General features: G+C 72.2%; 18 protein-coding genes. 13 read left to right on the forward strand and 5 right to left on the reverse strand.

Annotated elements, in window-relative coordinates; translation table 11 throughout:
- The 4 genes from AC529_RS09635 to meaB form a co-directional block, all read right to left on the reverse strand.
- Positions 1 to 725, reverse strand: a 725-nt coding sequence (locus AC529_RS09635; RefSeq protein ID WP_157080147.1) for an SDR family oxidoreductase, incomplete at its 3' end; no start/stop codon positions are given.
- Between the two features lie 171 nt (positions 726 to 896).
- Positions 897 to 1304: a cobalamin B12-binding domain-containing protein gene (locus AC529_RS09640; RefSeq protein ID WP_068755722.1), complete on the reverse strand. Its 408-nt coding sequence runs from the start codon at positions 1302 to 1304 to the stop codon at positions 897 to 899.
- A 44-nt stretch (positions 1305 to 1348) separates the two neighbouring features.
- Positions 1349 to 3016 (reverse strand): acyl-CoA mutase large subunit family protein, encoded by a 1668-nt coding sequence (locus AC529_RS09645; protein ID WP_068755724.1) that lies wholly within the window; start codon positions 3014 to 3016, stop codon positions 1349 to 1351.
- Positions 3013 to 3996: a methylmalonyl Co-A mutase-associated GTPase MeaB gene (meaB, locus tag AC529_RS09650; protein ID WP_232306660.1), complete on the reverse strand. Its 984-nt coding sequence runs from the start codon at positions 3994 to 3996 to the stop codon at positions 3013 to 3015. Before meaB ends, AC529_RS09645 begins: the two co-directional genes overlap by 4 nt.
- 169 nt (positions 3997 to 4165) lie before the next feature.
- On the opposite strand from meaB, the gene AC529_RS09655 reads away from it, so the two are divergent.
- The 10 genes from AC529_RS09655 to AC529_RS09700 all read left to right on the forward strand — a co-directional run bounded on the left by AC529_RS09655 (position 4166) and on the right by AC529_RS09700 (position 12991).
- Entirely contained in the window at positions 4166 to 4963 is a 798-nt protein-coding gene (locus tag AC529_RS09655; protein ID WP_068755729.1) for an enoyl-CoA hydratase/isomerase family protein, read from the forward strand.
- A 100-nt stretch (positions 4964 to 5063) separates the two neighbouring features.
- A complete protein-coding gene (locus AC529_RS09660) occupies positions 5064 to 5981 on the forward strand; it encodes a CoA transferase subunit A (protein WP_068755731.1) in 918 nt (305 codons plus the stop codon).
- A complete protein-coding gene (locus AC529_RS09665) occupies positions 5978 to 6829 on the forward strand; it encodes a CoA-transferase (protein WP_068755733.1) in 852 nt (283 codons plus the stop codon). Before AC529_RS09660 ends, AC529_RS09665 begins: the two co-directional genes overlap by 4 nt.
- A complete protein-coding gene (locus AC529_RS09670) occupies positions 6826 to 7602 on the forward strand; it encodes an SDR family NAD(P)-dependent oxidoreductase (RefSeq protein WP_068755735.1) in 777 nt (258 codons plus the stop codon). Before AC529_RS09665 ends, AC529_RS09670 begins: the two co-directional genes overlap by 4 nt.
- Positions 7599 to 8801: an acyl-CoA dehydrogenase family protein gene (locus tag AC529_RS09675; RefSeq protein ID WP_083948062.1), complete on the forward strand. Its 1203-nt coding sequence runs from the start codon at positions 7599 to 7601 to the stop codon at positions 8799 to 8801. Before AC529_RS09670 ends, AC529_RS09675 begins: the two co-directional genes overlap by 4 nt.
- 17 nt (positions 8802 to 8818) lie before the next feature.
- Positions 8819 to 9670, forward strand: a complete 852-nt coding sequence (locus AC529_RS09680) for a 3-hydroxyacyl-CoA dehydrogenase family protein (RefSeq protein ID WP_198156364.1) — start codon at positions 8819 to 8821, stop codon at positions 9668 to 9670.
- Positions 9667 to 10452, forward strand: a complete 786-nt coding sequence (locus AC529_RS09685; RefSeq protein ID WP_068755737.1) for an enoyl-CoA hydratase/isomerase family protein — start codon at positions 9667 to 9669, stop codon at positions 10450 to 10452. The genes AC529_RS09680 and AC529_RS09685 overlap by 4 nt, the downstream gene beginning before the upstream one ends.
- Complete coding sequence (locus tag AC529_RS09690) at positions 10442 to 11479, forward strand: phosphotransferase family protein (protein WP_068755739.1); 1038 nt, start codon at positions 10442 to 10444, stop codon at positions 11477 to 11479. Before AC529_RS09685 ends, AC529_RS09690 begins: the two co-directional genes overlap by 11 nt.
- Positions 11480 to 11772: 293 nt before the next feature.
- Positions 11773 to 12552: an SDR family NAD(P)-dependent oxidoreductase gene (locus AC529_RS09695; RefSeq protein ID WP_068755996.1), complete on the forward strand. Its 780-nt coding sequence runs from the start codon at positions 11773 to 11775 to the stop codon at positions 12550 to 12552.
- 46 nt (positions 12553 to 12598) lie between these two features.
- A complete protein-coding gene (locus tag AC529_RS09700; protein ID WP_068755742.1) occupies positions 12599 to 12991 on the forward strand; it encodes a nuclear transport factor 2 family protein in 393 nt (130 codons plus the stop codon).
- Between the two features lie 161 nt (positions 12992 to 13152).
- On the opposite strand, the gene AC529_RS09705 is transcribed toward AC529_RS09700, so the two are convergent.
- Entirely contained in the window at positions 13153 to 13551 is a 399-nt protein-coding gene (locus AC529_RS09705; RefSeq protein ID WP_083948063.1) for a nuclear transport factor 2 family protein, read from the reverse strand.
- Between the two features lie 87 nt (positions 13552 to 13638).
- Between AC529_RS09705 and AC529_RS09710 the strand changes: the two genes are divergently transcribed.
- The 3 genes from AC529_RS09710 to AC529_RS09720 all read left to right on the forward strand — a co-directional run.
- Positions 13639 to 15582 carry an ABC transporter permease gene (locus tag AC529_RS09710; RefSeq protein WP_068755746.1) on the forward strand — a complete coding sequence of 648 codons (1944 nt, stop codon included), beginning with the start codon at positions 13639 to 13641 and terminating at the stop codon, positions 15580 to 15582.
- 17 nt (positions 15583 to 15599) lie between these two features.
- Positions 15600 to 16862, forward strand: coding sequence for an ABC transporter substrate-binding protein (locus AC529_RS09715; RefSeq protein WP_068755748.1), 1263 nt, complete (start codon positions 15600 to 15602; stop codon positions 16860 to 16862).
- A gap of 22 nt (positions 16863 to 16884) precedes the next feature.
- The coding region (locus AC529_RS09720; protein ID WP_157080174.1) for an ATP-binding cassette domain-containing protein at positions 16885 to 17318 on the forward strand (434 nt) is incomplete at its 3' end.

Raw genomic sequence — 17318 nt, forward strand, 5'->3', positions numbered from 1 at the left:
ACGTAGGAGGCGTCGTCGGAGAGCAGGTAGGCCGCCGCCCGGGCGGTCTCCTCCGCGCGCAGCAGCCGCCCGGCCGGGATGGCGTCGATCAGCCTGCTGCGGGTCTGCGGGTCGCCGGCGAGGAAGTCGGTGCCGCCCACCGGCATCCACCCGGGGGCGATCGCGTTGACCCGCACGCCGCGGCCGGCCCACTCGGCGCCGAGGGTGCGGGTCATGGCGAGCACGCCGCCCTTGGCGGAGGCGTTGTGCACGATCCCGGGCGCGCCCATCCACGCGTAGGGGGTGAGCACGTTGACCACCGCTCCCCCACGGCCGGCGGCGAGCCAGCGCCGCCCCAGCTCGGAGGTGCAGTGCCAGGTGCCGTGGAGCACGATCCGCACGACCGCGTCGAAACCGTTGGGGGTGAGCTTCTCGGCGTCGACCGGGAAGAGCCCCGAGGCGTTGTTGACCAGCCCGTCGACCTCACCGAGCAGCTCGGTCGCCCGGTCGAGCATCGCCGCCACCGACCCGGGGTCGCGCACGTCCGCGGTGACCGCGAACGCCCGGCCCTCGCCGAGCTCCTCGTCGATGCGCCGGACGGTCTCCTCCAGGCTCTCCCTGGTGCGTCCGCACACCACGACCCTGGCGCCGAGCCGGCAGAACTCGGCGGCCATGGCCGATCCGAGCCCGCCGCCGCCCCCGGTGACGACGATTCCCTTGCCGTCCACTCCTGACAACGTTGCCACGACGATCCCTCCCTCGGGAAACCGCTGGGTGATTCCACGCTCGGGCGCCGCCCGCCCCGGGGCGGGCGGACGGCGCGGGAGGCCCGTCGCTGGACGCACGGGCCCCGCCCCGGCACCGGGGTGCTCCGCCCGCGGTCTGCGGCCGCGGCGCCGGGGCTGCCGACCGGTCGGCTAGGCGAGAGTCGCCGTGCCGACGTTCTCCCGGATGTAGTCGGCGACGACGCCGCCGGGCAGGCCGGGCGGGAAGCAGCGGTGCACGCCCAGCTCACGGAGGGGCTCGAAGTCCACCTCGGGGATGATGCCGCCCATGATCACCAGGACGTCGGTCATGCCGCGCTCCTTGAGCGCGGGGATGAGCTCCCTGGCGACCTGCATCTGGCCGCTGGTCATGATGCTCACCGCGACCACGTCGACGTCCTCCTGCAGGGCCGCCTCGGCGATCTCCTCCACCACCCCGAACCGGAAGTAGACGACCTCCATGCCGGCGTCGCGGAGCTCTCGTGCGATCAGTTTCGTCCCGCGGCCGTGAACGTCGATCTTCTTCTTGGCCAGCAGGACCTTGATGCGCTCCTGGGACACAGTCCACTCCTTGTGCTGTGTGCGGATCGGCTGATCCGCGGGACTCACTCGCTGACGTACCAGCCGAACGCCTCGCGCATCGGCACCATCATCTCGCCGTTGGTGACGCCCTTGCGGGCCGCCTCCACCAGCGCGGGCATGAGCGGGCCGGTGCCGTCCTTCAGCGCCTGGCACGCCTCGCGGACGCCTTCGAGCGCCTCGTCCACGGCGGCCTGGTCCCGCTTGGCGCGGTAGGCCTCCAGCCGGGCCCGGGCCTTGTCCTCGATGGCCTCGTCGATGCGGAACGGCTCGTAGTTCTCCGTCTGCTCCGAGACGTAGCGGTTGACGCCCACCACCGGCAGGTCGCCGCTGTTGATCCGCTTCTTCATCTCGTAGGAGGCGTTGTCGATGTTGCGCTTGATCTCGCCGGTCTCGATGCCCCTGCGGTAGCCGCCGGACGCCTCCAGCTCCTCGTAGATCTCCCAGGCGGCCGCCTCCATCTCGTCGGTGAGCTTCTCGACGTAGTAGGAGCCGCCCAGCGGGTCGGCGACGTCGCGCACGCCGCTCTCCAGCATGAGGATCTGCTGGGTGCGCAGCGCGGTGCGGTGCGACTCCTCGGTGGGCACGCCGACGGCCTCGTCGTAGGAGCAGGTGTGGATGGACTGCACCCCGCCCAGGACGGCGGCCAGCGCTTGCAGGGTGATCCGCGCGTTGTTGTTCATCAGCTGCTGCTGGGTGAGCACGTAGCCGCTGGTGTGGACGTGCACCCGGGCGTGCATGTTGGAGGGCTTGGTGACGCCGGCCTCCTTGCAGATCTTGGCCCACATGCGGCGGTGCGCGCGGAACTTGGCGACCTCCTCGAACAGGTTGACGGTGCACCCGATCTGGAAGGAGAGGCGGCCGATGAAGTCGTCCGGCGCCAGGCCCGCCTCCAGGCCCGCGTCGATGATCGACTTGCCCCAGGACAGGCCGTAGGCGAGTTCCTGGACCGGGGTGGCGCCCGCCTCGGAGAGGCCGTACATGAAGATGTTGGCCGGGTTCCAGGCGGGGGCGTTGTCCTTGGCCCACTTGATCAGGTCGATCATGAGGGCGTAGCCCCACTTGGGCTCCCAGGAGGGGATGTCCTGGACCGCGATCCGCGGGTACCAGTTCATCGAGTTGCCGTGCAGCTTGTGGAGGGGCTCGCCGCGCCGCTCCACGGCGGCGGCGAGCAGCGCGAGCGCGGGCAGGCAGTTGTCGCCGGTGATCATGGAGAAGTTGGTGGTCTCCAGGTCCCAGCCGCGGATCAGCTCGTCGTAGTCGTCGCCGGTGCTCATGTGGACGCCGCACTGGCCGAGGTTGCCCTTGGCCTCGGGGTGGTCGGCGTCGATGCCGTACATGCAGGGGATGTCGTAGACGGTGTTGAAGACCTTGTGGCCGAAGTAGCCTTCCATGCCCTCGGCGACCATCTTCTCCATCTTCTGCCGGGTCTCCTCGATGGTCCCGTAGCCGAAGACCATCTGCTGCATCCACGGCGTCAGGGCGTAGCCGTCGGGGTGCAGGCCCCGGGTGAAGGGGTAGGCGCCCGGCATCTCCTCCAGGTCGCTGTCGGCGAGGTCCTCGGGGGTGTAGACGGTCTTGACCGGCAGGCCCGACAGCGTCTTGGCCGGACGGAGCCGGTCGGCGTACCGGGCCCGGCGTGCGGCCCAGGTCTCCTTGGCGGCCTCGAACTTGTCGCTGAGTTCGAACTTCACTTCTGCTCCGTTTCTGCTCCGGCTGCCCGGTGGGCGGTAAGTCTGCGGTGGGCCTCGATCAGCTCGGTGACGAACTCCTCGGCGGCCCCGTAGGGATCGGTCAGGGCGCGGGCGTCGGCGGCGGTCTCGAGCAGTTCCTCGCGGAGTCGGTCGTTGGCGAAGGCGATGAACCGCGCCCGTCGGCGGGCGTGTTCGTGGGCGGTGCGCCACGCCGTCCGCCCGGTGAAGCGGTGGTGCTCGTCGACCGCGTCGACCAGTTCGGCGATGCCGTCGTGGCGCAGGGCGGAGGCCTGAAGCACGGGGACCGGCCAGGGCGGGCCCCCGTCGGGCCCGGTGCGCTGGAACCCCTGGGCGGCCAGCTCCTTGAAGGTCTGCTCGGCGCCTGGGCTGTCGCTCTTGTTGACCACGACGACGTCGGCGATCTCGGTGATGCCGGCCTTCATCGCCTGCAGGGCGTCGCCGTAGCCGGGGACGAGCACGAGGACGACGGTGTGGGCGATCCGGGCGATGTCGAACTCCCCCTGGCCGACGCCGACGGTCTCGACGATGACGACGTCCTTGCCCATCGCGTCGAGCACGTCGACGGCGTCGTTGGCGGCCGCGGCGAGTCCTCCCGAGGCGCCCCGGGAGGCGAGGGAGCGGATGAAGACGCCGCTGTCCCCGCTGGACGACTCCACCATCCGGTCGCGGTCGCCGAGCAGCGCGCCGCCGCTGAACGGGCTGGAGGGGTCGACCGCGATGACGCCGACGGTGCGGCCCCGGCCCCGCAGTTCGCGGATGAGTGCCGAGACGAGTGTGCTCTTGCCCGCTCCGGGTGGTCCGGTGACCCCGATGAGCTGGGCCTTTCCGCAGTGCGGTGCCAGTGAGCGCAGCACTGCGCGCGCGTCGGCCCGCCCGTTCTCGATCCGGGTGATCAGCCGTCCCGCGTGCAGCGCGCTTCCGGCCACCACCTGCTCGGCCTGGTCGGTCGTAGCGTCCACGGGCATCTCCACAGAAACTATTTCTTTACGTTGAACGTTAGTCTTGCATATTGTGCTGGGAGATGACAACAGTCGACGGGGCGCCGCCGCGCCGCGGAGGGGACGGCGCGCGCCGCTCCGCCCGCGCGGCGGCACCCCGCACCCGGCCCCCGGACGCAAGGAGACGACCATGACCGCATCCGCCCCGCAGACCCTGCAGCTCACCGACTCCGGCTCCCGGCTCGACATCGCGCTGGACCGGCCCGACGAGCGCAACGCGCTCACCTTCGAGGCCTGGGACGACCTCGACCGGACCATGGCCGACGTCGAGCGCCGCGACGACCTGCGCGTGGTGACCCTCACGGGCAACGGGCCGGCGTTCTGCGCCGGAGTGGACTTCGCCGCCATCGGCGCCTCGCTGGAGGTGGAGCGGGGCAGCTACCCGTCGTTCATCCGGCGCTGGGCCACGATCGTGGACCGCTTCGAGCGGGTCCCCCAGCCCACCGTGGCCGCGATCAACGGCCCCGCCGTGGGAGCCGGACTGGAGCTGGCGCTGGCCTGCGACATCCGCATCGCCAGCGACCGGGCGGTGTTCGCCATGCCGCAGATGCGCATGGGGATCGTCCCCGACGTCGGCGGCACCAGCCGCCTGGCCCGGGCCACCGGGGAGGCGTTCGCCAAGGACATGATCCTCACCTCCCGCATCGTCGACGCCGAGGAGGCGCTGCGCGCGGGCATCGTCAGCCGGGTCGTCCCGCACGACCGGCTGGCCGAGGAGCTGGAGGGCGTGGCCGCCGCGATCGAGAAGCTGCCCTGGCCCTCCGCCTACTTCGCCAGCCTGGCCATCGACTGCGGCCCCCGCCTCGACCCCAGGCGCGCCGCCGACATCGAGGCCGTGGCCGACCAGGTGATGCTCCGCCAGGACGAGGTGTGGCAGCGGATCTCCGACTTCATGGCGGCCAAGGGGCTGCGCGGCCTGGCCCGGTGACGATTTCCCGCCGAGTATTTACACGTTTGACGTTGAACGGTAAATTCACAGCGACAGTGCATGGAGGAAGCGTGTTCGATCAGGGAGCCGTGGTGCAACCATGAGCAGCAGCAGAACGAACGGCAAGGTCGTTCCCCTGGAGAGCCTCGGGGAACTCGTCCGCGACGGCGAGTCCGTCGCCTTCGGCGGCGGCTGGTTCGCCAACCACCCGATGGCCGCGGTACGCCAGCTCATCCGGGCCGGGCGCACCGGCATCCACGCGATCACCGTCGTCGGCTCGGTCGACATGGACCTGATGGCGGCCGCGGGGACGCTGGGCCACCTGTCCTTCTCCATGGTCACCCTGGAGGCGTTCGGGCTGGCCCCCAACGTCCGCAGGGGCATCGAGTCGGGCAGCCTGCCGTTCACCGAGTACACCGGCCTGGGCCTGCTGATCGGCCTGGAGGCGCAGGGCCGCGGCATGCCGTACCTGCCCTACCGGGGCCCCTTCGGCTCCGACATCCCGGCCCGCTACCCCGAGATCTACGCCACCACCAACTGCCCGTTCACCGGCGAGCAGCTCACCGCGGTGCGCGCCCTGCAACCCGACGTCGCGATCGTGCACGCCCTGCGCGCCGACGCCGAGGGCAACGCCCAGTGGGACGGCACCTCCGGCCCCGACGTGGAGATGGCCAAGGCCGCCAAGCGGGTCATCGTCACCTGCGAGGAGGTCGTCGACCGCCGGGTGATCGTCGAGAACGCGCACATGACCAAGCTCCCCGGCTACTACGTCGACGCGGTGATCGAGGCCCCCTTCGGCGCGCACCCCACGTCGCACGTCCCCCGCTACGCCATGGACGCCTGGGAGCTCATGGACTACGCCGCGGCCGCGGGCGACCCCGAGGCGATCGCCGAGTACGTCGCACGGATCCGCAACGAGACCGAGGAGGGCTACCGGGAGCGGGTGCTGAAGGGCCGCGACAAGGTCCTCGGCGCCCTCGTCGACGCAGCCGAAGTCATCGAGGGAGCACAGGCGTGACCGACTACGAGATCCACGAACTGATGACCTGCCGCGTCGCGGCCGAGGTCGACAACGACGGCGTCACCGTGATGGGGTCCTTCACCCCGCTGGCCTACGCCTCCTACATGCTGGCCAAGCTGACCCACGCCAAGGACGCCTACCTGGTGGGCTTCGACGCGGTGGGCATGGCCCCCGTCCAGCTCTCCTTCACCGGCGCCGAGGCCTCCGCCTACAAGGGCGCGGTCTGCCGCTGGGGCATGCTGACCGAGATCAACTCGATCCACCTGGCCAACCACGGCGGGGTCGAGGCCGTCTCCTCGGCGCAGTTCGACGGCAGCGGGGCGATCAACCTGTCGGCGATCGGCCCGTTCGAGGCGCCCAAGGTCCGCCTGCCCGGAGGCGCCGGGGCGGCCGAGGTGATCAAGATGTACCGGAAGATGATCGCCTACTTCGGCAACCACAACCCGCGGACCCTGGTCGACAAGGTCCAGTTCGTGACCGGCACCCGCTGGAAGGTCGGCGACCGCGCCCGCGAGGAGGCCGGCCTTCAGCCCGGCCCCATCGTCGTCGTCACCAACCTGGCCGTGCTGGTCAAGGACGAGGACGACCGGCCCTTCCGCATCGAGAGCGTGCACCCCGGGGTCGACGTGCAGACCGTCGTCGACAACACCGGCTTCGAGCTGGAGGTGCCCGCCGAGGTGCCGACCACCGCCGAACCGACGCCCCAGCAGCTCGACCTGCTGCGCAACCGGATCGACCCGTTCGGGACGGTGAAGTTCGACTTCGTCTCCGGCAAGGAGCGGCTCTCCTACCTCAGGGGGATCCTCGACGCCGAGTGGGACCGCGCCGCTGCGAGGGTGTCATGAGCGTCTTCGACCGGTTCAGTCTCGAGGGCAGGGTCGCGATCGTGACAGGAGCCTCCTCCGGCCTGGGGGTCACCTTCGCCCTCGCCCTCGCGGAGGCGGGCGCCGACGTCGCCCTCGGCGCCCGCCGCACCGACCTCCTGGACGAGACCAGGAAGAAGATCGAGGCGCTGGGCCGCCGCTGCGTCGCGGTACGCACCGACGTGGCCGACCCGGCCGACTGCGAGGCCCTCGTCGCCGCCGCCCGCGACCGGCTCGGCGGAACGGACGTGCTGGTCAACAACGCCGGCGTGGGGCGGGTCGTGCCCTCCCACAAGGACGACCCGGCCGAGTTCACCCGGGTCCTGCAGATCAACCTGATCGGGGCCTACCAGATGGCGCAGGCGTTCGGCCGGGCGTGCATCGCCGCGGGCCACGGCGGCTCCATCATCAACGTGTCGTCGGTGCTGGGCATGGTCTCCACCGACGCCCCGCAGGCCGCCTACAGCGCCTCCAAGGCCGGGCTGCTCGGCATCACCCGCGACCTGGCGATGCAGTGGACCCTGCGGCGCGGCATCCGCGTCAACGCGCTGGTGCCCGGGCTGATCCACTCCGACATGACCGCGGCGATCGAGGCCGACGAGAAGGCCGCGGCCAGCGCGCTGGCCAGCATCCCGATGCGCCGCCTCGGCGACGCCGACGAGCTGGTGGGCGCCCTGCTGCTGCTCGCCTCCGACGCGGGCAGCTACATGACCGGGTCCTTCCTCGTGGTGGACGGCGGGTGGACGGCGCAATGACGGCGTTCGACACGGTGACCGACCCCCGGATCGCGGAGCTGCGCGACCGCGTCCGCAGCTTCGTCCGCGAGGAGGTGATCCCCGCCGAGCGCGAGCTGGCCGGCGGGGCGGAGCCCACCGACGAGCTGCGCCGCCGGCTCCAGCAGGCCGCCGCCTCCGCCGGCCTGCTCTCCCCCACCGCCCCGAAGCGGTGGGGCGGGCTGGGCCTGTCGGTGTCGGAGCAGGCGGTCGTCCTCATGGAGGCCGGCTACAGCCTGCTCGGCCCGCTCGCCCTCAACTGCGCGGCGCCCGACGAGGGCAACATGCACCTGATGCACAAGGTGGCCTCCCCCGAGCAGCAGGAGCGCTACCTGGCACCGCTGGCCCGCGCCGAGGTCCGGTCCTGCTTCGCGATGACCGAGCCGAGCCCCGGCGCCGGGTCGGACCCGTCCATGCTGCGCACCTCGGCCCACTGGGACGGCGAGGCGTGGGTGATCAACGGCCGCAAGTGGTTCATCACCGGCGCCGACGGCGCGGCCTGGGCGATCTGCATGGCCCGCACGCCCGAGCACGGGGACAGCCCGGCCGGGGCGACGATGTTCCTCGTCGACGCCGACAACCCCGGCATGCAGGTCGTCCGCCACATCGACAGCCTCGACCGGGGCTTCGTCGGCGGCCACTGCGAGGTGCAGTTCACCGACTGCCGGGTCGGGCCCGAGGCCGTGCTGGGCGAGGTCGGCAAGGGCTTCGCCTACGCCCAGGTGCGGCTGGCGCCCGCCCGCCTCACCCACTGCATGCGCTGGCTCGGCCTGGCGCAGCGCGCCCAGGACATGGCGCTGGACCGCGTCACCGAGCGCGAGGCGTTCGGCAGCCGGCTCGCCGACCTGGGCATGGCCCAGCAGATGCTCGCCGACAACGAGATCGACCTGGCCGCCTCCCGCGCCCTGATCGCCCAGGCCGCCTGGCTGCTGGACCGGGGCGAGCGGGCGTCGGCGGAGAGCTCGATCGCCAAGGCGTTCGTCGCCGAGGCGGTGGGCCGGATCGTGGACCGCGCGGTGCAGCTCCACGGCGCGCTCGGCGTCTCCCACGACCTGCCGCTCGCGCTGTTCCTGCGGGAGGTCCGCCCCTTCCGCATCTACGACGGGGCCTCCGAGGTCCACCGGATGTCCATCGCCCAGCGGGCCGTGCGCCGCCGCACCGCCGCACGCTCCCCCCAGTGACGCAGAAAGGAACCGCAGTGCCCAGTCTTGCAGTGGTCGGAGCCGGTCTGATGGGCTCCGGAATCGCCCAGGTCGCCGCCGCGGCCGGCTACGACGTCGCCCTCCAGGACGTCAACGAGGAGCAGTTGTCGCGCGCCCTCGGCGACATCGAGTCGTCGCTGCGGCGCCTGGAGAAGAAGGGGAAGGTCACCGCCGAGCAGGTGGGCCAGGCCCTGGCGCGGATCACCACCACCACCGACCTGGAGGAGGCGGCCCGCGGCGCCGACATCGTGGTCGAGGCCGTCGTCGAGAAGCTGGAGATCAAGCAGGAGGTGTTCCGCACCCTCGACCGGCTCTGCGGGCCGCAGACGGTGCTGGCCACCAACACCAGCGCCCTGCCGATCACCCAGATCGCCGCGGTGACCGAGCACCCCGAGCGGGTGGTGGGCACCCACTTCTTCTCCCCGGTGCCGATGATGCGGCTGTGCGAGGTCGTGCGCGGCGTCAAGACCAGCGACGAGACCCTCGCCCGGGCCACGGCCTTCGCCGAGGACCTGGGCAAGACCTGCGTGGTGGTCAACCGCGACATCGCCGGGTTCGTCACCACCCGGCTGATCGTGGCGCTCAGCGTCGAGGCGGTGAAGCTGGTCGAGAGCGGGGTGGCCACCGCCGAGGACATCGACACCGCCTGCCGCCTGGGCTTCGGCCACGCCATGGGTCCGCTGGAGACCATGGACCTCACCGGCATCGACGTGTTCGTCAACGCCTCCCGCAACATCTACACCGACACCGCCGACCCGAAGTTCCACCCGCCGGAGCTGTCGGTCCGCAAGGCCGCGGCCGGCGAGCTGGGACGCAAGAGCGGCAAGGGATGGTACGACCACTCATGAGCGAGCAGGAACGGGTCACCCTCGACGTCTCCGGCGGGCTGGCCGTGATCACCCTGTCCCAGCCGCCGGTCAACGCCCTGGACCGGGTGCTGATCGCCCAACTGGGGCAGGCCGTCGAGCAGGTGCGGCGCAGCGAGGAGGTCCGCGCCGTCGTCGTCACCGGCGGGCCGAAGGTCTTCGCCGCGGGCGCGGACGTCAAGGAGATGGTGGAGTGGGACTACCGCACGGCGGTGCGCGACTCCGGCGCCCTGGGCGAGGTGTGCACCGCGCTGTCGCGGCTTCCGGTCCCGGTCATCGCGGCGATCAACGGGTTCGCCCTGGGGGGCGGCTGCGAGCTGGCGCTCGCCGCCGACCTGCGGGTGTGCGCGACCGACTCCAGGCTGGGCTTCCCCGAGATCCTGCTCGGGGTGATCCCCGGCGCCGGGGGCACCCAGCGGCTGCCCCGACTGGTGGGCCCGGCGCGCGCCAAGGAGCTGGTCTTCTCCGGCCGCATGGTCGGCAGCGAGGAGGCCCTGGCCATCGGGCTGGTCGACCACGTGGTCGAGCCGGACCGGGTGCTGGAGCGGGCCCGGGAGCTGGCCGCGCCCTACCTCAACGGGCCCGCCATGGCGCTGCGGGCCGCCAAGGAGGCGATCGACCGCGGCCTGGAGGTCGACCTGGACAGCGGGTTGCAGTTGGAGCGCGTGCTCTTCGCCGGGCTGTTCGCCACCGAGGACCAGAAGACCGGCATGGCCAGCTTCGTGGCGAACGGCGTGGGGAAGGCGGAGTTCCGTGGCCGCTGAACCCGCCGCCGCGGGGGCCGACCGGCTCGTCGGTCTGGACCTGGCACGGCTGACGCCGTACCTGGAGTCCGCCGTCGGGCTGGCCGGCCCCCTGCGGGCCTCCCTGGTCACCGGGGGCCGCTCCAACCTGACCTACCGCCTCACCGATGGCCGCTCGCGCTGGGTGCTGCGGCGGCCGCCGGTCGGCCACGTGCTGCCCACCGCCCACGACATGGCCCGCGAGTACCGGGTCATCAGCGCGCTGCACGGCACCGCCGTCCCGGTTCCCGCCCCCGTGGTGCTCTGCCGGGACCACGACGTGCTCGGCGCCGACTTCTACGTGATGGAGCAGGTCGACGGGACGGTGCTGCGCGACGCCGCGGACACCGCCGGCCTGGCGCCCGAGTCGGCCCGGCGCCGCGCGCTGTCCCTGGTGGAGACGCTGGTCGCGCTGCACACCACCGACCCCTCCGTGCTGGAGGGCCTGGGCCGTCCCGAGGGCTTCACCGCCCGCCAGGTGGCGCGGTGGGCCAAGCAGTGGTCGCTGTCGGCGACCCGGGAGCTGCCCGAGGTGGCCGAGCTGGTGGGCCGCCTGGAGCGGGCGGTGCCGCCCGCGCAGCGGGTGAGCGTGGTCCACGGGGACTACCGGCTGGACAACGTGATCTTCGCGCCGGACGGCGACGGGATCGCCGCGGTCATCGACTGGGAGCTGTCCACCCTGGGCGACCCGCTGACCGACCTGGGCCTGCTGCTGGTCTACTGGGACCCGCGCACCGCGGACGTGACCGGGACCCGCCACGCGGTGAGCGCCAACCCCGGCTTCCCCGACCGGGAGACGCTGGCCCGCGTCTACGCCGACGCCTCGGGGCTGGACCTGTCCCCGCTCGACTTCTACGTGGCGTTCGGCTACTTCAAGCTGGCGGTGATCGCCGAGGGCATCCACTCCCGCTACCTGGCCGGGCAGACCGTCGGCGAGGGCTTCGAACGGGCCGGGACCGCGGTCCCCGGACTGGTGGCGGCCGCCCTGGAGGTGCTGGAGGGCTCCTGAGCGCCGCTGCCCGCCCCCGCACGCGCGCGGCCGCCGCCTCCTGCGAGGCGGCGGCCGCGGCGTCTCCGGGACCGTGGCGGTGCCGCCGGGTCGACCAACCCCCGGCGCGTCCCGGAGCGGCGGCGCCCGAGCGGGGTCCTCCGCCCGGACACCACCACAATAATTCCGCAGAACGATTGACGTCATACGTCAAAAATGTTTACCTTTCTGTGAGGTGACTCACAGGAGCGGCGGCTGCCGCCCTGCGGGGAGCCCGCCGCCGACACCCGTCTCTCGCTCAGGGGATGCACACCATGACGCACACCGCGGACACCGTCGCACAACCGCTCGCCGGCCGGACCGCCGTCGTCACCGGGGCCGCGCAGGGCATGGGCGCCGCCGAGGCGCGGCTCTTCGCGGCCGCCGGGGCACACGTGGTGGTCGCCGACCTCCAGGAGGAGCAGGGCCGGGCGCTGGCGGAGGAGCTGGGAGAACGCGCCCGGTTCGTCCGCATGGACGTCTCCTCGCCGCGGGACTGGGAGCTGCTCGTGGACTCCCTCGACGGCTGGCCCCCGCTGCGGGTCCTGGTCAACAACGCGGCCGTGCACTGGAACCGCAGCCTGCTGGAGGAGACCCCGGAGGCGTTCGAGCAGATGCTGCGCATCAACGTGCTCGGCACCTTCCTGGGCATCCGGGCCGCGGCCGGGCCGATGCGCGCGGCGGGCGGCGGCTCGATCGTCAACGTGTCCTCGGTGCTGGGCTCCACCGGCAGCACGGCCAGCGGGGCCTACGCCAGCTCCAAGTGGGGGGTGCGCGGCCTGGCCAAGTCGGCCGCCCTGGAGCTGGGCCGCTACGGCATCCGGGTCAACACGATCCTGCCCGGGCACATCGCCACCCCCATGCACGCCAAGGTCCTGGGCGAGAAGGACACCCGCCGCTACGACCGCCTGGCCCTGCGCCGCTGCGGCGAGCCCGAGGAGGTGGCGCAGCTGGCCCTGTTCCTCGCCTCCGACGCCAGCTCCTACCTGACCGGGGCCGACGTCACCGTGGACGGCGGCCTCACCGCGGCCCTGCCCACCCTGCGGGAGGACTAGGCCGCACCGGAGGGCCGAGGAGACGACCGCCGAGGAGGGAGAGGCAGTGGACCGCACCGAAGCCGCCGACCGCGAGGCGATCCAGGAGCTCAAGCACGCCTACTGCTGGCGCTACGACACCGGGGACCTCGACGGGCTGATGGAGCTGTTCACCCCGGACGCCGTCTGCGACCTGGACGCGTTCGGCTCCTGGCGGGGCACCGAGGAGATCCGCCGGGGGTATGCGCGGCAGATGGCGGCCACCGGGATCCCCGGCACCCGGCTGCACTCGGTCAGCAACCCGCTCATCAGGATCTCCGGCGACCGGGCGAAGGGCTGGTGGTACCTGGTCGACTACGACACCTCCCCCGGCTGCAACGCCCCGGTGCGCATCCTGGCCACCTACGACGACGACTACCTGCGCACCGACGGGGGTGGCGGATCGCGCACACCCGGCTGAGCATCCGGTGGCGCGTCCCCGGCTGAGCCGCACCCCGGACCCTCTCCCCGCGTCCTCCTCCCCCTCCCGAGTCCGGGCGCCGCCGTGCGGCGGGACCGGGCCGCCCACGACCCGTCCCGGGCCGGCCCGGGGTGGGGGTCACCGGCCGTCTGCGGGTGCGGCTAGCGGGGCTGGGGCGTGGAGTGCCAGCAGACGAAGGCCCACCGGCCGTCCTCGCGCGCCCACACCGCGCTGTAGCGGGCGTGGGTGCGCACGTCCCGGCCGCCGGCCCGGGCGTCGATCACGGCGCTGCCGGTGACCACCGCCGCGGCGTCGAAGACGCGGACCTGCTCGTCGGCCACGTCGACCGCGACGTAGGAGACGGTTCCGTCGTCCAGCGCCCCGAGGTAGCTGTCCCTGGTGTCCACCATCGCGTTGGAGTGCGTGTAGGTCATCCGCGCGGAGAACAGCTCGCGCAGCGCCGCGGTGTCGCCGCTGGTGAGGGCCGCCCAGCGGCGCCTCTCCAGTTCCAGGATCTCCGCGGTGACGGTGTCGGCCATGAGTGCCCCCAGGGGTCGCATCTCCAATGATTATCTATTGACGTTCAACGTAAACCGATATTACTTTCGTCACACTAGATCCACAACGCCCGACGACAGGACACCCAGATGTCTGTGTTGCAGTTCGCTCTCCTGGGCCTGGGGCTCGGCGGCGCCTACGCGCTGCTGGCCCTGGGGCTGGTGATGATCTACCGAGGGAGCGGGGTCCTCAACTTCTCCCAGGGCGCGGTCGCCATGATCTGCGCCTACGTCTTCTTCGGCCTCCGGGACGACCTGGGCTGGCCCGCCGTCCCGGCGGCCGTGCTCACCCTGGTGTTCGCGATCGTCCTCGGGCTCGCGTTCTACCTGCTGGTCATGCGGCAGCTGCGCAACTCCCCGGTGCTGGCGCGCATCATCGCCACCCTGGCACTGCTCCTGCTGCTCCAGGGACTGGCGACGCTGCTGTTCGACGTGCGGACCAAGACTCCGCCCTCCGTCGTCCCCTCCGTCCCGGTCGACCTGCTGGGCGCGGCCGTCCCGCTGGACCGCATCGTCCTGGCCGCGGTGGCCGTCGCGCTGGCGGCGGTGCTCGCCCTGGTCTCCCGGCACACCCGCATCGGGCTCGCGATCCGCGCGATCTCCGACAGCGAGAAGGGGGCCTCGCTCAGCGGCCTGTCCCCGGTCCTCATCGGCGCTCTGACCTGGGCGGTGGGGTTCGTCCTGGCAGCGGTCGCGGGCGTGATGGTCAGCCCTGTCGCGGGCCTGGACTCCAAGGCCCTGACGCTGCTCGTGGTGCCCGTCTTCGCCGCCGCCCTGATCGCCCGGTTCACCTCCTTCTGGGTGGCGGTCGCCGCGGGCCTGGGCCTGGGCATGGTCGAGTCGGCGCTGCAACTGGTCACCGGAGCCGAGGGGGCCTGGTACACCTGGCTGTGGACCGGTCCCGGACGCGCCCAGGCGATCCCCGCCCTGGTGGTCATCCTCGCGATGATCTTCTCCGGACGCCTGCTGCCCGCCCGCGGCGAGGTGGTGCGCGGCCGCCTGCCGATCAGCCTCCCCCCGCGCTACCGGGTGGTGGGCCCCGCCGTCGCCCTCGCGGTCGGGCTGGTCTTCATCTTCACCGTCCGCTCCTCCTGGCTGGCGGCGGGCGTGGTGACCCTCGCGGGCTTCCTCATCGCCCTGTCGGTGGTGGTGGTCACCGGCTTCGTCGGCCAGGTCTCCCTCGCCCAGGTGGCCTTCGCCGGGATCGGCGGCATGGCGACCGCCCTGCTCGCCAACCTCGGCCTGCCGTTCCTGCTCGTGCTCGTCCTCAGCGGGGCGGCCGCCGCACTGCTGGGGCTGCTCGTGGGCCTGCCCTCGCTGCGCGTCCGCGGCCCCAGCCTGGCCCTGGTGACCCTCAGCGCCGCCTACATCTGCCAGATCACCGTCTTCTCCGACGGCCGCCTGCTGGGCGGCCAGGGCTACAACCGCGTGCCCACCGCCGACCTGTTCGGCTACGAGCTCGACGCCACCGCCTTCGCGGTGGTCGCCCTGGTCATCGCCGTCGCCGCCGCCTGCCTGGTCTCCGCGCTCAGGACCTCCACCTTCGGCAGGCGCGCCCTGGCGGTGCGGGAGAACGAGGCCGCCGCCACCGCCGCCGGCATCAACGTCCAGTGGTTCAAGCTGGCCGCCTTCGCGCTGTCGGCGTTCATCGCGGGGACCGGCGGCGCGCTCCTCAGCTACCAGGCCAACGTCTTCGCCTACGAACGCTTCTCGATCTTCGAGTCCCTGCACGTGATCGCCATGGTCGCCATCGGCGGCATCGGCATGGTCAGCGGCGCCGTCTTCGCCGCCCTGGGCGCCAGCGGCGGCCTGTTCTCCCAGTTGCTGGCCACCTGGGGACTCGACGCCTACCAACTGGTCATCGCCGGAGGGGCCCTGCTGCTGGCCATCCAGTTGCACCCCGACGGCATGGCCTCCACCGCACACCTGATCCGGGAGCGCAGACACCAGAAGTCCGCACCGTCCCGGCCCGCACCGGCCGAGAGCGGTGACCAGCCGGCCCCGGCCGACGACCGACCGGTCCCCACCCGATGACAAGGAGCCACACCCCGATGAACCGCACGACCCCCGCACGCCTCGCGTCCGGCGCAGCCGCGACCGCACTGGTCCTCGCCCTGGCCGCCTGCAACGGCGCCGACTCCTCGGGATCGTCCTCCGGCGGCCTGGAGGGGGAGCCGATCAAGCTCGGCTCCATCCTCACCATCACCCACCCGGGCTGGGACAACAGCGCGGTGCAGACCGTCAACGAGGCGTGGGCCGCCTACATCAACGAGGAGCTCGGCGGCGTCGACGGCCGCCCCGTGGAGGTGGAGAGCTGCGACGACCACGGCGACCCCGCCAAGACCTCGCAGTGCCTCAACAACCTGCTCGACTCCGGCGTGGTCGCCCTGGTCAACAACTCCTCGCTGGCCTTCGGCGCCAACGCCCTGCCCGCCATGGAGCAGGCCGGGGTGGCCAACATCGGCGGCTGGCCGGTCAGCGCCGACGAGTACGTCAGCTCCCACAACTTCCCGACCACCCCGGGCGCCTCGGGCACCTACCCGAGCCTCGCCGTCTACTTCGCGGCCACCGGGGCCGAAAAACTCGCCGTCGCCTACACCAACACCCCCTCCGGCCAGGAGGTCGGCGCCTCCCTGAAGGAGCTGTGGCAGGAGCTGGGCGGCAAGGACTACTACATGACCGAGTTCGACCCCACGGCCGCCGACTTCACCCCGATGGTCTCCAAGATCGCCGCGGAGAAGCCCGACGCGGTCATCCTCGCCGTCGGCGAGGGCGCGGCGGCCCGGATGTTCCAGGCGGCCCGCAACGTCGGACTCGACGTCCCGCTCGGCGCGTCCTCCACCGCCGCCACCCCGGCGGTCTTCGACGCCGCCGGCGACAGCGTCGAGGGCGCGTTCTTCGCCTTCGCCGCCGTGCCGGCCGACCACGACAGCGAGGACGCCGAGACCTACCGCACCGTCCTCGGCGAGCGCGCCCCCGACCTGGACCTGACCGGCCAGACCGCGGTCGCCGCCTCCTCGATGCAGTACGCCTACGACCTGCTCTCCTCCATCGAGGGCGAGATCACCCGGGAGTCGGTGCTGGAGCAGCTCCGCAAGGGCGAGCCGTGGGAGGGCTTCCTCACCCACCCCACCGACCCGGCCAACGCCCCGGAGGGCATGCCGCAGATCAGCAACCCGTACGCGCTGATCCAGGTGTACCAGGACGGCACCCTGGTCTCCGCGCCGAAGATCGACAACCCCGGCGACCTGGCCGACTACATCGACAACCAGGGCGACCTGTCCTGGGTCGCCGGCAACAAGCCGGGCAGTTGACAGGCCCGGACGAGGAGAGAGCATGAGCCTGCTCGAACTCGACGGCACGACCGTCCGCTACGGCGGGGTCACCGCCGTGGACTCGGTCAGCTTCGCGGTCGAGCCCGGCAGCCTGGTGGGGCTCATCGGCCCCAACGGCGCCGGGAAGACCACCATGATCGACGCCATCACCGGGATGGTGCGCTGCTCCGGCGACATCCGGCTGGACGGCCGGAGCATCACCTCCTGGCCGGCGCACCGCCGCAGCCGGGCCGGCATCGTCCGCACCTTCCAGTCCCTGGAACTCTTCATGGACCTCACCGTGCGGGAGAACCTGCAAACCTACGCCCGGCCCCACGCGGGCCGGACCGCAGGCGAGGCCGTGGAGTACGCGCTGGAGCAGATGGGCGTGGCCTGGGCCGCCGACAAGTACCCGGCGGAGCTGTCCGCCGGGTCGGCCCGGCTGGTGTCCGTGGC

Source organism: Thermobifida cellulosilytica TB100, from assembly GCF_001517975.1.
GTDB classification, from domain to species: Bacteria; Actinomycetota; Actinomycetes; order Streptosporangiales; family Streptosporangiaceae; genus Thermobifida; species Thermobifida cellulosilytica.